The sequence below is a fragment of the Hydrobacter penzbergensis genome, assembly GCF_900106985.1.
Lineage (GTDB): Bacteria > Bacteroidota > Bacteroidia > Chitinophagales > Chitinophagaceae > Sediminibacterium > Sediminibacterium magnilacihabitans.
In genome coordinates, this window is sequence record NZ_FNNO01000003.1 from 1 (window position 1) to 13,859 (window position 13,859).

Consider the following 13,859-nt stretch of genomic DNA (forward strand, 5'->3'; position numbering starts at 1 on the left):
AAGCAAAAAAAGAAAAGAAAGGTAATAGTAGTATTAGTAGGTCTTTTATATCTTAGTTGAACACATTATCTGTCCTACATATAGGGTACATTATAAAAGGCATGATGGAGCGGGGCTATACAGCCGATTATGCTGCAAGGGTCTTCAAACAATTGGAGGGCTTCGGCTCTTATGGCTTCCCCGAAAGCCATGCCTCCAGCTTTGCGCTGCTGGTCTATATATCCAGTTGGCTCAAATGCTTCTATCCCGATGTGTTCGCCTGCGCCTTGCTGAATTCCTGGCCCATGGGTTTTTACCAGCCCGCACAGATCATCATCGATGCCCGTAAGCATGGCGTAGAGGTTCGCCCCATCGACATCAATCATTCTGATTGGGACAACACCCTCGAAGAAAAAGCAGGAAAGTACTGTGCATTACGTTTGGGCTTCCGCCAGATCAAAGGCATCCGCGAAGAAGACATGCAGTTGGTAATCAACAACCGTCACCAACCTTACACGTCAATCAACGCACTCCGCGACACTGGCTTATCAGACAAAGTACTGATCAAACTGGCCGACGCCGACGCCTTTCGCTCCATCGGTTTGGATCGCCGCCAAGCACTTTGGGAAGTATCCACTAAAGACAATCCCATCGAATTATATAAGGGCCACCCCGCTCCCGCGGCTGCAAATGAAAAACAGATCGAACTACCCTTCATGCAACTCTCAGAACATGTGGTCGAAGATTACGCCACCACGGGCCTGTCACTCAAAGCCCACCCTGTCAGGTTCCTCCGCCCCCAACTCGACCAATTGCATGTCACCACCACCGCCGACCTTTCCAGGTTACGCAACGGCGACCGCGTAAAAGTGGCGGGCCTAGTCCTGGTCCGCCAGCACCCTGGCACCGCCAAGGGTGTTCTTTTTATGACGATCGAAGACGAAACCGGCAACGCCAACGCCGTCATCTGGGAAAGCGTCTCCCAGCAATACCGCAACGAAATCCTCAGCTCCCGCCTCATCCTGCTGGAAGGCAAACTCCAAATAGAAGGCTTGGTGATTCATATCGTAGTAGAAAAATGCCACAACTTGTCGCGCTTGCTAAAAAGGCTTACTCCCAGCCACAACTACGGACTCTCGGTTTCATCACACCCTGATACTACTCCACAAAATATATTCTTTGGTGGCAGAAATTTCAAGTAAGAAGCAACGTGTAACACTACTTAAGAAGATCGTGCTCTCCTTCGAGCCCATTCAAACAATTCCGATAAGGAACGAAATTCTGCGACATGGATAGCTATCAAGGTAAAATTCTTCTTTCGCAATTCACAATAGCTTTCTATTGCATTATACGGTGTTTTTAAGCTCTTATCCGACAACCATATTTCCTCTACTTTCGATGGAACATTTCCCACAACTTTCGCAACTGAATCTATATCGATCATTTCTTCTCGACGCTGTATAGCAAGCAAATAATCGCTCAATTCCTTCATTAAATCACCCCATAATGAATCGGAATGACAATGCTTATCAACTCGGTCAAAAAATTTTTTTGACAAAAGAAAATCAGCCTTAAACTGAGTTTGTAATTTGTTGAATTCATGCTCGTCTATTATAGCACCAGGAACAAATCCACTAAATATTTGATAAGCATCCTTATATTCCATCAGCGGCGCATTTTATAATCAAATCACAATTCACTGCTTCCTACGAAGCTTATTGTCAATCGGTATAGTGTAAAACTTAAAATTTATATATTTTTTAAATCCTGTAGCTTCCAATGCAGTAAATAATTCCTTGAACTCTTTCAGATAGCTCCATTTGGTATCTTTTTCACCATTTATGTACTCCTTGAATTTCTCCCAGCTACCAAAAATTATGGTCACGCCCCCAGATATTGCAAAAGTTTCCTGATTCAAAGGTTCAGCATCAATCATTAAATAAATAAATTCATTAAGTTCCTTATTAATGATCTCCCTCATTATTGAACAAATATCATCAGGGTAGTATTTTTCATCGCTGTAACCACCGTTTCCTGACGAAAGAAACTTTGTTTGCTCACAATCCCAAAACAAATCGAGCAATCGCTGGTCAATTTTCTGATACTCTTTATAATATTTTTCAAGATACCCTATGGAAATTTGCTTCAACTCATCTCTGGTTAAAGGGAATATAGCACCATCCACTAAGGTCCGATTAGCCAACCTGACAAACTGTGACTCATAGTAAAATGGCATATCTGCCTCTTCAAAGACTTGCTTAATAAATCGCCCTAAAGCGTCCTTGCCTCCAGCATTAGCATACAATACTCCAGAATTGTTTTGGTAGCCGCCTATCATTTCTATCAATCTATCTCCATCGTATCCAATGGTATGTTGATAACGATTTCCCCCAGATGGTCTATTAGCCAAATAAAATATAGCTCGAATAACTTTTTCAAACTCCTCCAGACTACGAAACTGCTTAATTTCTTTAAATCGATCTTGCAGTTGTTCGCCTAGCCCATTCGTCACCCATTGATCAATTTTGCGCTTTAACGCTGATTGTTCCAAAGTAAGAGATTCCTTGAACTCAATGTCCGACAAGTCTTCATCAGAAAGGCTATAAGAGAAATATCGATCAAATTTATCAACGTTTACCACCGACATAAAGCGCCCCTTCGGGTAATGGTACCCAACCGCATCCTGAAAGATGTCCTGAATAAAGGTGAAGACTTTGTCAACTTCATTTTGAGGAAGATGCATTTCCTCCCAATTTTTACTGAGGAATACTTTTAGGTATTTTTCATTTTTCTCCTTTTCAGAAAACCCTTCATGAATCCGCAAATCCTTAGCAGCTATAAGCCCGTACTTTCTGATATTCCCTCCCTGGTCTATCACCACTTGAAAAAAAGTCTGCCTATCTCTGAATAAAAGTTGATATACGCCCGGATATTTCAAATGCAGTAGTTCCAGATTAATAAAATCCCTGACATCTACTTCACCCAACAACGGAGTAAGATTTAGCAAAATCGCGTTTGATAGACGGGTGACATCCCGAATCGAATCGAGCCAATCCAATATCTGCGCTGGCGCAACAAGCGCACCTCCATAGAGAGCATGATCAATTTCATTATGCACGCCTTCTGGAAGAAATTTCTTTAATTTTTCACTCAGTACTTTTCGCAGCACCTCCTTTTTGAAATGTGGTAAAGTAATCTCTATCTGAAATATTTTTTCGAGAAATTGACCATGATTATACGGGTTCTGATCCTTCAATGCTTCCGTTATATATTGTTTATCATAGCATACAATAAAGCAAGTATTAAAGAAGTCAGCAGTGTTTCTAATCAACCGGATTACTTCGACGATCTCATTCTTATCCAGTCGGTCAATGTCGTCAATATACACAACTATTTTCTTTCCCAACTTTTCCAGAGAATCATTAATTGTTTTATGTAAGCTATTAAGCGAATCATAGCCAAACAATAAAGAAACCGAAGACTGAAGCGTTTTAGAAAATCGACTGTCATTTATCGCCATCAATTTGTTCGCGTAGTTGACCAGTTGATTGGATATTTCAGGGTCTTCCTCCCGAATCCTTTCTTCAATTGTATTAAAAAAATCCTTTATTATGGCCTGGGGCGTTTGACTATTCCACGGATTAAAATCAATTGAGATAACTTCGTTACGATTTCCAATACTTCGTTTTAGTAAATCAACAAACGAGGTTTTGCCTAGCCCCCATTTGCCATTAATACCGATGGCGAATGATTTCCCGAAATCACTGCATAAAATTTTTTTAGCCAGGTTATTCGCGTAAGGCATATATCCAAGCAAGTCTGCTCCATCACAACCAATCGAACTATCATCATCAAATGCTTGCTTATCACGTTTATATTCTGACGACTTGCTTCCTTTTAAAGATCGGTATAACCCTATGCCAACAAACAGTAAAAGAATATCAGCATATTTCAGCCATGGGGCGAAGGAAAAATCAGTCATAATGAACTCATTATCCATTATTCTATAATACAGATATAAAATGCAAATCAGAACAGATAGTGTCCAAAATAGGCGAGATATCGGAAAGATGCTCCTGGTAAAAATTCGGGATATTATAAAGGCCGCGGTTATAAAAAATACCGAGTCATTGACCCATGTTGACTCGACTGTTGATAATAGTGATGTGACAACATATTGACTTAATAAATGTTCAATGGGTTTATGAAAGATGATATAAATAAAAAGAGTAGCAACGACCCACTTGACCTCAGTAAATATTTTAAGTTTTCTCAAAGCCCTGGTTTTCATATAAGAAATATATACATAAATGTGTTTACGTCCTAATTCTTTAGAGGAATAAACCCTAAAATTTCCACCGCCTGCAAATACGTCCCGATGAAAACACTTCGAAAAATAGGTGATTTCACCCTTGCGTAGGGCCTCCTTTATCCCTACTTTCATTCCAGATTCCATCAGAAACTTGAGCGAGGCACATTTCACCCCTATGTAAAGATTAAATCGATCGATCAGCTATATAATTCGCGTCGCTCAAAAATGTGGTCAAGTATAACAGGAGCGGATACTAGTAATTCCCAGAAATAGGAGTATATAATAAAAGAGCTTCGTCTAATATCCGTGCGCAAAATCGCCGACAAGCAATTCAGATTCATTCATTTAAAATATAGCTATGAAGTACCTATTTGGATTGTTGGCTTGAAAACATGGAAAGCACAAATATCCTAGCACATATAGACGCTCCTTCTTATTCTCTCACTTAAAATTTCTAAACTATGAGTTACAATGCAATGAAAAGCGACATACTTTTTTATCAAAGGTTTTTACAATCGAATAACCTATATATGGGTAAACTTGACGGCATCTGGGGGCCTCTTTCAGATAAAGCGGACAAAACATTTCGCCAGATGAGCAGTTCTATTGCGGATGAAATGGGAAAATTCGATGAAAGAAGCGAGCAAAATATTACTACCCTGCTCCTTCCTGTTCAACGAATTGCAAGAAGGTTTCTGGCTAGTGTCGGAAATTATGATTCGATTGTTAAAATAATCTCCGGAACAAGGACTTACCAGGAACAAGACAAACTTTACGCACAAGGCCGGACAATTCCCAATCTACCCATTGTCACGAATGCGAAAGGTGGTCAAAGCAACCACAATTTTGGACTGGCTTGGGATATCGGTCTCTTTGAAGAAAGCGGACTTTACATTGAGGATGACACAAAATACCAGGAAATTGCTGAATTGACCTTGCCTCATTTATCCGAGATTGAATGGGGCGGCGAATGGCGAAGGTTTAAAGATTATCCGCACTATCAGTACAGGACATCCACCGATGAAATTGCTGCAATACGGCAACGTTTCGAAGCCGGATCGGTACTGGCATAACAGGGACTGCTACTGGCAATTTCCCCAAATAGGCGCTGTATGACAGAAGAGCTTCAGTCTAAAATAGACTGAGAGAATAGATAACAGGCAATTCAGATTCACTCAATAAAAAACATTGTTATGAAATACCTATTTGTATTATTGGCTTTATTTATAAAAACAGAGTCGTTTTCGCAAATACAAAGATTGACACCGGCCACTGCATTAGGGGTAACGCATGTAGATACCACTAGGAAGCCATATGCAACTTCTATCGCAAGGTCGGCTGATGTCCACAGGGACGTTAGTTTGTTCGCACAAAAAGACACCACGATTAATATTCGAATTGAAAGATCCCAGCTGGATTCATTCATCGCAAAAAAAATAGACATAGGACAGAAAGCTTCTTTATTACTCTCGAATTATGATTTTACCAAACCCACCCAAGATAATTCAAGGAGAGTTCAAAGAATAAAAATGCTATCCAATAATTCAGTCCACATACTATATAATGATGGGACAAGTCAAATACGTACTTACCAAACTATGTCAATGGAAGGTGCCGCAGACGACCCCGGCAGCAACGTCGATATCAGTTATCCTCAGGCGCCTCAACAGAACTCAACACTAAGTAAATACACGACAAAACTAAATAACGAGCTTCAAGACCCCTTACGAAAATTATTATCTCCGTCTGATTGGGATGATCTTGTTAAAGCAGAAAAGGATATATCCATTTTCGAACGAATAGATAAAAGGTTGCAATTCCTGATCTTTTTAACTACAAAGTAATGAGCATACGCACCGTAGCTAATACAAAGACGAGTTCGATACTATTAATACTGTGTGTGCTTTTCTGCATGCCTGTAGTTGCGAACGCCTATCAAAATACCAATCCTCAGAATAAAGAGTCGAAAACAAAGGATTTTTTAAAACGATACACATCCTATGACGCGGGTGCTGACAGCATGCCAACGATTCCTTCCGAACCCATGAATGATTCAGTAAAAGAGGCGTACAACAAATCGCTCGTTGCCTATTACACATACAAAAAGAATGAATTTCATCAAGCTAATAACGTATTCTATTGGCAATTGATAGCAAATAAGATTATTTTTTTCGTCGCCATTGGACTGGTAATTGCAGGTGTGTGGTTTGCAGGCGCTCAATTCTATCACTCCCTTAAAACCGGGGAAAAACTTTCAGAAAACCAATTAGAAGTGTCTAAGGACGGGATTCGATTGCATTCATCTGTGGTTGGTTTATTTATTCTATTAATCTCTCTGGCATTCTTCTATTTATACATCAGATTTGTGTACCCAATCCAAAAGGTGTAGAAAAGAGCTTTACTTTTGACACGCTAGGCAACTAAAACTATTATCTGATGAGAATACGTATTCAGGAAATTGAATTTGGAGTAAACGAACCCTCAGAAAGTGAGGAATTTTATAAGTCTGTTTTAGGATTTGAATTGTCCGTGAGCCAAAATGAATTGAAAGTCTTGAAACCTGGAGTAAATGAGCTTGATCTAAATTTTTCGCTGCACGTCCCACAAGGGACGGTATTTATTAGTTTTCTTTGTGATGACCTTGAAGAAATCATGTCAAGATTGATTAATAAAAATATCCCTTTTGATGGGCCAAAAAAATCACATCTTGGAATGAAAACCATTTCATTTCGAGATCCTAGCGGATATTTGGTTAAAATTAACATCCCTACGGATGAATCCCCGCAATGGCTAAGGGCAACGTTCCAGAAATAATGAGCCTTTCTAAAAGATGCCGTGACTAGGCAAAGCTTCCCGAAACAACTTATATTGCAACCATGAATGATCTAAGCGGTGCACTGAGCAAGAACACGACGCAGCTGATGAAGGCCATTACCCCTTTCAGCTACGAGGCCTTTAACTGCAGACCGCCTGAGGGTGGTTGGACCGCAGGCGAAGTGACGGAACATTTGTTACTCTTGGATATCCGCTTGACGGACTTATTGCAGGGTCCGACCGCGCCCTTGGATCGTCCTCCTATTGACCACACCCGCCGTTTCGCTGGGCTCAGTGACCAAACCCGCAAATTCAATGCACCTGCCTTCATCCTCCCCACTGAAACGGCCAAAGATGCCGGAGCAATGGCCGACCGCATATTGAACCAACGCCGCCTGATTGTGCAAATGTCTCTGAAGCAGGACATGAATCGGTTGTATACATTATACCCCCACCCCGCCATCGGCCTGATGACTGGCACCGAATGGATTCACTTTCTAATTATGCATGCAGAAAGACACCTGAAGCAGTTGTCAGCACTCAGCTACAATGTCGACCAGGTTCAGAAAAACACCTACCAGTAATCATATTTGCTGGATACCGAAGTACATCCATCCTCCGCTTACTCAAATTTCTTCACAATAGAGTCAAATCCTCTGCTGACTTTGATTTTACCATCATCAGTGAGTTTATAGCAAAGCGTATAGCAGTAACGGAATTCGCCCTTCGCCTGCGTAAAATAATCGAAGTTGAAGCCCTTTCCTCGCAATCTGTCTCTATCTACGTACGCATATTCTTTATTCTTAAGCGCATTTTGCAGCAATTCGAAATTGCGATGCAGCACCTTGTCAATATTGACGATGTCGGGGTTGACACCGGACCGCCGCCTATTATTAAAAGCAGTCCTGCAATAGGTGTTGCAAAACTTGGCATCCCTGCGCATTTTATCAGATAGCAGCTTTTCGCAATAAAGACATCGCTTTTCTTCCGGGCTATTCATAGCCTAAATATACCCAAAAATTATCCGTGTGAAACGTTTATTAAACGAAACGGATACGTTTAAAACTTCTCTCTTCCGTCACTCCTGATGAGCTTTGTGTCATCAAATCAAATCTCATGAAAACACAAAACAACATCCAGTTAATCGGTTATCTGGGGGCTGATCCGGTCCTTAGGACGGCTGTGAATGGCGCTAAGCTTGCCCGTTTCAGGATGGCAACAGATTACTATCGCCGAAGTAAGTCCGGCACTGTACTAAAAAAGACCACCTGGCACAATATCATTGTCTGGAACAAACTCGCTGAACTATGCCCTGGAAATTTCATCAAAGGAAGCCACATACTCGTACAGGGACAGATCCGCCACCGGACCTACCAGGACGATTCTGGACATACACAACATTTCGCGGAAGTAAGGGCATCCCAACTCCTGAACCTTGACCGCTAACCTTCGCCATACATACATCAACCATGAAAACACAACAACCGGCATTCACTTATACCCGGTCTCAGAAAATCTCCAACTGGGGCTGCCGCTTCGATTCCTTGACCGAACTCAAATACGCCATCTCCATCATCGAAGATTACGAATTCCTGCGCGAGCGTGTGGTGATCTACTATGATCGTTCAACACTCGAACCGACCGAACATCTAAGGAGTAATTATACCTATTACGTCCCTGACTTCCTGATCCGCCATAAAATGACCGGCGAGGCTTTTCTGGTGGAGATCAAACCAAGAGGTTTTGCCGGCCAAAGACAGATGGACATACGCAAAGAAGTCGCCGAACGGTACATCAAATGGAAGGGTTACGACTGGAGATACATCGTCGTCTATGATGATGAGATTATTTTGTCCGAGCAGCAGCTACAAGATTTTAACGAGTGTTGCAGATTGAAATCAAAATCCGCTTTCAAAATCTGGTTCGACCAGTACAATAGGAAACTGAACATTGCGATGGTATCCGTTTTTACCAATGCTTCCCCTGAAGCAAGGATCAGGTTCATCATGTTCGGCCATACCTTGCAGGCGGGTGGCTGGCGTTCGTAACAAGGGGCATCTTCGTTGCGTCGCACCCTTGTACCGTAGTCCTTTTCGCAGCCATTTTTCCCTTCATTCATCTTTTTCCTTCGCGAAGTTCTTGACAGGCTCTGCGGAAAGCAAGGTCTGCACCTGCATTTCATTCCGGCTGGCCTCTGGGTTTTGAAATAAAAATCGCTCGCGCTTTTCCGCATTTCGCGGCATAAACTACTGCGCTTTTTATTCCACGGTCGGAAATTTTTATCCCAAAAACCTTGCTTTTCGCGAGATCCTGTTTCAAGGTCAGGTTGCTACGATAAGAACGAACGAGGCTCATGCCAAGTGATATTTTAAAACGTAAACAACCATGTTATGAAACACACCACTCGACTCTCTTACCTCATGCAGTTGTCATGGGAAGTACAGCGTAAAAAACACATTTCAAGGGCACGGGCCTTACAGGCGGCTTGGGCGATCCTGTTAAACGAGGATATTACCATTTATTACCTCGTAAAACGCCACAGCAACCGCAACACGCCGAACAAAATTGAAGCAAAGGATTTAGCCCTATTTGCTTCGCATTAGCCAATAACTACTTTTTATTCATAATTAAAAACAAAAGCCATGGAAATCATCGCGAGAATTACAGCGGATGCCGTTGTAAAAACGACAAAAAACGAAAAGCAGGTAGTCAACTTCAATGTGGCCATTAACGACAGCTACAAACCAAAAGGGTCGGATCAGCTCATTAAGACCACAAACTATGTACAATGCGCCTATTGGGTCAATCCCGGAATCGCACAGTATTTGACCAAAGGCACATTGGTTGAATTATATGGGCGTATAGGTGTAAATGCGTACAACACTCTCCAGGGAGAGGCCAAAGCCTCGCTCACCTTTCATGTTAACAACATCAAACTGCATGGTGGGAATAAACCTACAGCAAAACCTGTTGAAACCTTCGCACCGGTGATTGCAGGAGAATTGACTGAACCACTGGACGATTTACCATTCTAAATTCATTCCGATATGGCAGGCGGGTATCCCGTCTGCCATTATTATATTCAAAAGATTGGCTGTCAATGGTCTTTTTTTCAACGTCAGGAAGCTGCCGCCCCATATTTTGCCCGACCAGTTAAATAGGGTGCAACTATATGTATTTATTTAGTCATATTTAGGATAAAAACCGACTTACAAAATCGATTCTGGATTTATTTTTTCTACAGATGAAAAGCCCTCTGTCTTTTTGAATTTCATATTATGTTTGAAATTCCGCATACAATCGGACGGGTCGATCTGATCAAAATTGATCTTGTCGAGTGTCTCAGGATAAATTAAAGCAGATAAAATGGCTTGTTCTTCCAGCCTGCCATTAGTGGAATTCACCAGTTCACCGACGGCATTGACAACGACAAATTTTATCGGCAGCAGGGCACAGGCTTCCCGCGCTACTTTTAATACGCAGCTACAGATATAATCCTGGTAGATTTCATTAAAACGAGATACCGGCAAATTCTTTTGTGAAAGTTTGCCAGTGCTTGTCTGCGTCAAAGCATATTTTGGAATGACTTCATCAGATTTTACCACTAGATTTAGTTCGGCATAATCTTCAGAAATATTACCCCGTATTTCCGACCCGAGACCACTCACATCGCTGAAGGGGTTAAAATAACTTAACACCTCTTTGTATTGCTTGACCTCCTTAGCCAAGACACCTTTTGCAAAAGCTTGCATTTGCTCCCATTCTGTGTAGTCTTTTTGGTACGCTTCCATTCGCGTTGAATGATTTGCTTGATCTCTTAGTCTCGCATCACTGACGGCATTTTCAAGTCTTCTTATTTTGCCTTTTGTCAAACCGAACAATTTATCGAGAAATCCCGGCTGAAAACTGTCCAGTTTTGCCCTGGCCACTTCTTCCTGGTCATGTGTAGGGATTGGGATTGAGGGAGCATGCTCTGCTCGTATCGCCTCCCAATCCAACCATTCGGAAGCATCCTTGTGCAAGGATTGTAACATATCCATGTAATTATTATATTTCTCGGCAGCTTCCGCTGCACTGGCAATAGCCGCTTCTTTCTGATACTGTTTAAAGGCTCTGGCAGTTGCCCGGTTTTGCCTTTGCTGCTCTCTTTCCATGCGCTTGACGGCTGCACCAAATGTGCGTACCGCTCCCTGAAAAGTAGTCATAGTTAGATGGAGGTTTGGGTTCTTAAAAACTGGGGGGTATCTAAATATACAAATGAAACGGTTAAAACGATAATACTTCATTTATTCCTGCACAAAGTTCGGCATTTGGCTGCTGAAGCGGCCGGGAAATTCCGGCATAAAAAAGGCAAACCCATCACAGTCAATTATTGGATTTATTCCGTTGCTTCCCAGCCTTGGTTGCCCAAAACCGGGGACGGTTCCATAATAAATTTTAAACTTAAAAATGAGGTTATGGGACAGAAATTATTGCGCAACGACTGGAACATTGTAAGCGAAGTCGAACTAGTGTACAAATCAAAGATGAAAGCGTCTGAACGACCACAGTTAAAACAAATAATAGATGTAGTTGAATTTCTTAAACAGAATTGGGATGCAAACCGAATCGAACTGCTAGAACAATTCAAGGTAATTTTGATGAACAGAAGCCTCCGGGTATTGGGTATTTATGAAGTCTCCTCAGGAGGCGTTTCAGGAACGATGGTTGACCCTAAATTAATCTTTATGGCGGCTCTGAAGATGAACGCAAATACCCTGATCCTCGCACACAATCATCCGAGTGGCAATCCGGAGCCAAGTGAAGCGGATAAAAAGGTTACCCAAAAGATCAAAGATGCTGCGAATCTGCTGGACATGCGTTTGGTGGATCATATCATACTCACTACTGAAGGGTTCTATTCCTTTGCTGACGAAGGGCTATTATAAGCCCTTTTTTTGTTCAGTCTTATCCTCTGCTCGGGCAGAATATGCCCTAGTCTTTTTTACAAAACCCTCCCCTTCTACCTTTATGTTCCTAGAGAGCAGTTTGCCTATTCCCGCAAACGGCAAGATGTTCAAACGTGGCCACGTTTGGGCATCTTGTCCCTTCACTCGGAACTCGTGCGGGGAGCAAATACAACCTGAAAAGTGAAAATGAACGGCGATGAAAGAGAAGAAGAAAGAAGTGCGCCACCTAATCCTAAAAGTCAGGATTAGCGCCGCCGAAAAAGAACAACTTAAAAAGCTCCAACAAGCTAGCACTGAAAAAACGATCAGTAACTATTTACGCAAAGTAACACTGCAAAAGCCAGTCATTGTCAGTTACCGGAACCAGACAGCAGATGATTTTTTAAAAGACATGCTGGATCTCACCAAACAGCTGAATGGCGTAGGAAACAATTTTAACCAGGCCGTTCACAAGTTGCATACCCTTGATCGCATTCCTGAATTCCGCAGCTGGATTCATGAACAAAAGGTCGTGCACAAACAGATTGTGCAAAGTATTGAACTCATCCGTTTACGTATCAATCAACTGTACGAACAATGGTTGCTAAAATAACTTCCCCTGCGAGAGTAATCTCAGCATTGAATTATAACGAAAATAAGGTAACTGAAGGCAAAGCAACATGTCTTTACGCTTCGGGCTACCTGCGCGACGTCGCAGATATGAACTTTTACCAGAAACTCGAAGGCTTTGAACGGTTAAATTCTCTAAATAGCCGGGCATCAACCAAGACCTTGCACATATCCCTAAATTTCGATCCATCTGAAAAACTGTCCAATGAGTGCCTGATAAATATTGCGACCGACTATATGGAAAAGATCGGTTTTGGATCACAGCCCTGGCTAATGTATAAACACACGGATGCAGGTCATCCTCATATCCACATTGTCACCACTACCATACAAGCCAATGGCAAACGGATTGACACCTTTAATATCGGACGCAACCAGTCAGAAAAAGCCAGAAAAGAAATCGAACAAAACTATGGGTTGGTGAGCGCAGAAAAGCAGAGACGCTTATTGCATCAGTCAGCAGTACCGGTGCAACTGGAAAAAGTAGGCTATGGCAAAACAGAAACCCAAAAAAGCATAAATAATGTGGTTAACGCCGTACTGAACACTTATCTGTATTCTTCCTTGCCAGAATTTAACGCCATCCTCAAAGCCTACAATGTGGTTGCAGACAAAGGACGCGAGGATAGCCGCATCTTTAAGCACAAAGGGCTTGTCTATCGTATACTGGATACCAGCGGAAATAAGGTTGGTGTCCCCATCAAAGCAAGTTCATTAAACAGCAAACCAACGCTCAAAAAACTCGAATTGCTTTTTGAGAAAAACAGATCGCTAAAAGAGGCATTTAAAATGACGCTGAAAAATAGCATCGATCAGGTACTGGCACAAAGCCCTCACGACATGGCGGCATTCATTCGCCAGCTTGATCAGAAAAATATTAAAACTGTTTTACGTGAAAATGGAGAGGGAAGAACTTATGGGGTCACTTTCGTTGACTGCAACAACAAATGCGTATTCAATGGCAGTAATCTCGGCAAATCGTATAGTGCGGCACATCTGCAAGAACAACTAGTTGTATTCAGTCAGATACCGACAAATCAATTAACACAAACAAACGAATCGCAGTCAACGGAGCAAAGCAAATCATTAGTCCTTCTGGACGTCATCATGACACCCCACGAAGAATATAGCTATACACCTGGACAACTGCGGAAGAAAAAGCGGAAGAAAAAAGGTCGATTACTCGTACTATAAAT

The 13,859-nt window shown here is 41.9% G+C and carries 17 protein-coding genes; 13 read left to right on the forward strand and 4 right to left on the reverse strand.

Annotated elements, in window-relative coordinates:
- The first annotated feature begins 101 nt into the window (after positions 1–101).
- Positions 102–1,181 (forward strand): helix-hairpin-helix domain-containing protein, encoded by a 1,080-nt coding sequence (locus BLU98_RS04515; RefSeq protein ID WP_092722471.1) that lies wholly within the window; start codon positions 102–104, stop codon positions 1,179–1,181.
- Positions 1,182–1,201: 20 nt separating this feature from the next.
- On the opposite strand, the gene BLU98_RS04520 is transcribed toward BLU98_RS04515, so the two are convergent.
- Positions 1,202–1,645, reverse strand: a complete 444-nt coding sequence (locus BLU98_RS04520) for a hypothetical protein (protein ID WP_092722474.1) — start codon at positions 1,643–1,645, stop codon at positions 1,202–1,204.
- Positions 1,646–1,675: 30 nt separating this feature from the next.
- Positions 1,676–3,961: a KAP family P-loop NTPase fold protein gene (locus tag BLU98_RS04525; RefSeq protein WP_257574704.1), complete on the reverse strand. Its 2,286-nt coding sequence runs from the start codon at positions 3,959–3,961 to the stop codon at positions 1,676–1,678.
- Positions 3,962–4,752: 791 nt separating this feature from the next.
- Between BLU98_RS04525 and BLU98_RS04530 the strand changes: the two genes are divergently transcribed.
- The 7 genes from BLU98_RS04530 to BLU98_RS04565 all read left to right on the forward strand — a co-directional run bounded on the left by BLU98_RS04530 (position 4,753) and on the right by BLU98_RS04565 (position 9,153).
- A complete protein-coding gene (locus tag BLU98_RS04530; RefSeq protein ID WP_092722478.1) occupies positions 4,753–5,364 on the forward strand; it encodes a M15 family metallopeptidase in 612 nt (203 codons plus the stop codon).
- A gap of 120 nt (positions 5,365–5,484) precedes the next feature.
- Positions 5,485–6,135 carry a hypothetical protein gene (locus BLU98_RS04535; protein ID WP_092722480.1) on the forward strand — a complete coding sequence of 217 codons (651 nt, stop codon included), beginning with the start codon at positions 5,485–5,487 and terminating at the stop codon, positions 6,133–6,135.
- The gene (locus BLU98_RS17700; RefSeq protein WP_092722482.1) at positions 6,135–6,680 is read left to right on the forward strand and encodes a hypothetical protein; all 546 of its coding nucleotides are present in this window, start codon (positions 6,135–6,137) and stop codon (positions 6,678–6,680) included. Before BLU98_RS04535 ends, BLU98_RS17700 begins: the two co-directional genes overlap by 1 nt.
- A gap of 47 nt (positions 6,681–6,727) precedes the next feature.
- A complete protein-coding gene (locus BLU98_RS04545; protein ID WP_092722484.1) occupies positions 6,728–7,105 on the forward strand; it encodes a VOC family protein in 378 nt (125 codons plus the stop codon).
- Between the two features lie 62 nt (positions 7,106–7,167).
- Positions 7,168–7,689 (forward strand): DinB family protein, encoded by a 522-nt coding sequence (locus tag BLU98_RS04550; RefSeq protein WP_092722486.1) that lies wholly within the window; start codon positions 7,168–7,170, stop codon positions 7,687–7,689.
- Positions 7,690–8,221: 532 nt separating this feature from the next.
- Positions 8,222–8,551, forward strand: coding sequence for a single-stranded DNA-binding protein (locus BLU98_RS04560; protein WP_092722490.1), 330 nt, complete (start codon positions 8,222–8,224; stop codon positions 8,549–8,551).
- 23 nt (positions 8,552–8,574) lie between these two features.
- Positions 8,575–9,153 carry a hypothetical protein gene (locus BLU98_RS04565; protein WP_092722492.1) on the forward strand — a complete coding sequence of 193 codons (579 nt, stop codon included), beginning with the start codon at positions 8,575–8,577 and terminating at the stop codon, positions 9,151–9,153.
- Positions 9,154–9,216: 63 nt separating this feature from the next.
- On the opposite strand, the gene BLU98_RS17705 is transcribed toward BLU98_RS04565, so the two are convergent.
- Entirely contained in the window at positions 9,217–9,348 is a 132-nt protein-coding gene (locus BLU98_RS17705) for a hypothetical protein (RefSeq protein ID WP_257574705.1), read from the reverse strand.
- A 147-nt stretch (positions 9,349–9,495) separates the two neighbouring features.
- Here BLU98_RS17705 and BLU98_RS04570 point away from each other — a divergent pair, with 147 nt between their 5' ends.
- Complete coding sequence (locus BLU98_RS04570; RefSeq protein ID WP_139173834.1) at positions 9,496–9,708, forward strand: hypothetical protein; 213 nt, start codon at positions 9,496–9,498, stop codon at positions 9,706–9,708.
- 39 nt (positions 9,709–9,747) lie between these two features.
- On the forward strand, positions 9,748–10,140 hold the full coding sequence (locus BLU98_RS04575; protein WP_092722496.1) for a single-stranded DNA-binding protein: 393 nt from the start codon (positions 9,748–9,750) through the stop codon (positions 10,138–10,140).
- A gap of 174 nt (positions 10,141–10,314) precedes the next feature.
- Here the strand turns inward: BLU98_RS04575 and BLU98_RS04580 are convergent, their stop codons facing one another.
- Positions 10,315–11,310 carry a hypothetical protein gene (locus BLU98_RS04580; RefSeq protein ID WP_092722498.1) on the reverse strand — a complete coding sequence of 332 codons (996 nt, stop codon included), beginning with the start codon at positions 11,308–11,310 and terminating at the stop codon, positions 10,315–10,317.
- Between the two features lie 6 nt (positions 11,311–11,316).
- On the opposite strand from BLU98_RS04580, the gene BLU98_RS04585 reads away from it, so the two are divergent.
- The 3 genes from BLU98_RS04585 to BLU98_RS04590 all read left to right on the forward strand — a co-directional run bounded on the left by BLU98_RS04585 (position 11,317) and on the right by BLU98_RS04590 (position 13,857).
- Positions 11,317–12,033, forward strand: coding sequence for a JAB domain-containing protein (locus tag BLU98_RS04585; protein ID WP_257574706.1), 717 nt, complete (start codon positions 11,317–11,319; stop codon positions 12,031–12,033).
- Between the two features lie 217 nt (positions 12,034–12,250).
- A complete protein-coding gene (locus BLU98_RS17530; protein ID WP_139173835.1) occupies positions 12,251–12,646 on the forward strand; it encodes a plasmid mobilization protein in 396 nt (131 codons plus the stop codon).
- Positions 12,631–13,857, forward strand: a complete 1,227-nt coding sequence (locus tag BLU98_RS04590; protein ID WP_092722500.1) for a relaxase/mobilization nuclease domain-containing protein — start codon at positions 12,631–12,633, stop codon at positions 13,855–13,857. The genes BLU98_RS17530 and BLU98_RS04590 overlap by 16 nt, the downstream gene beginning before the upstream one ends.
- The last annotated feature ends 2 nt before the right edge of the window (positions 13,858–13,859 follow it).

Coding starts and splice junctions, on each gene's coding strand:
- BLU98_RS04515 (WP_092722471.1), top strand. CDS start 102: ATGATGGAGCGGGGCTATACAGCCGATTATGCTGCAAGGGTCTTCAAA.
- BLU98_RS04520 (WP_092722474.1), bottom strand. CDS start 1,645: ATGGAATATAAGGATGCTTATCAAATATTTAGTGGATTTGTTCCTGGT.
- BLU98_RS04525 (WP_257574704.1), bottom strand. CDS start 3,961: ATGACTGATTTTTCCTTCGCCCCATGGCTGAAATATGCTGATATTCTT.
- BLU98_RS04530 (WP_092722478.1), top strand. CDS start 4,753: ATGAGTTACAATGCAATGAAAAGCGACATACTTTTTTATCAAAGGTTT.
- BLU98_RS04535 (WP_092722480.1), top strand. CDS start 5,485: ATGAAATACCTATTTGTATTATTGGCTTTATTTATAAAAACAGAGTCG.
- BLU98_RS17700 (WP_092722482.1), top strand. CDS start 6,135: ATGAGCATACGCACCGTAGCTAATACAAAGACGAGTTCGATACTATTA.
- BLU98_RS04545 (WP_092722484.1), top strand. CDS start 6,728: ATGAGAATACGTATTCAGGAAATTGAATTTGGAGTAAACGAACCCTCA.
- BLU98_RS04550 (WP_092722486.1), top strand. CDS start 7,168: ATGAATGATCTAAGCGGTGCACTGAGCAAGAACACGACGCAGCTGATG.
- BLU98_RS04560 (WP_092722490.1), top strand. CDS start 8,222: ATGAAAACACAAAACAACATCCAGTTAATCGGTTATCTGGGGGCTGAT.
- BLU98_RS04565 (WP_092722492.1), top strand. CDS start 8,575: ATGAAAACACAACAACCGGCATTCACTTATACCCGGTCTCAGAAAATC.
- BLU98_RS17705 (WP_257574705.1), bottom strand. CDS start 9,348: ATGCCGCGAAATGCGGAAAAGCGCGAGCGATTTTTATTTCAAAACCCA.
- BLU98_RS04570 (WP_139173834.1), top strand. CDS start 9,496: ATGAAACACACCACTCGACTCTCTTACCTCATGCAGTTGTCATGGGAA.
- BLU98_RS04575 (WP_092722496.1), top strand. CDS start 9,748: ATGGAAATCATCGCGAGAATTACAGCGGATGCCGTTGTAAAAACGACA.
- BLU98_RS04580 (WP_092722498.1), bottom strand. CDS start 11,310: ATGACTACTTTTCAGGGAGCGGTACGCACATTTGGTGCAGCCGTCAAG.
- BLU98_RS04585 (WP_257574706.1), top strand. CDS start 11,317: ATGGAGGTTTGGGTTCTTAAAAACTGGGGGGTATCTAAATATACAAAT.
- BLU98_RS17530 (WP_139173835.1), top strand. CDS start 12,251: ATGAAAGAGAAGAAGAAAGAAGTGCGCCACCTAATCCTAAAAGTCAGG.
- BLU98_RS04590 (WP_092722500.1), top strand. CDS start 12,631: ATGGTTGCTAAAATAACTTCCCCTGCGAGAGTAATCTCAGCATTGAAT.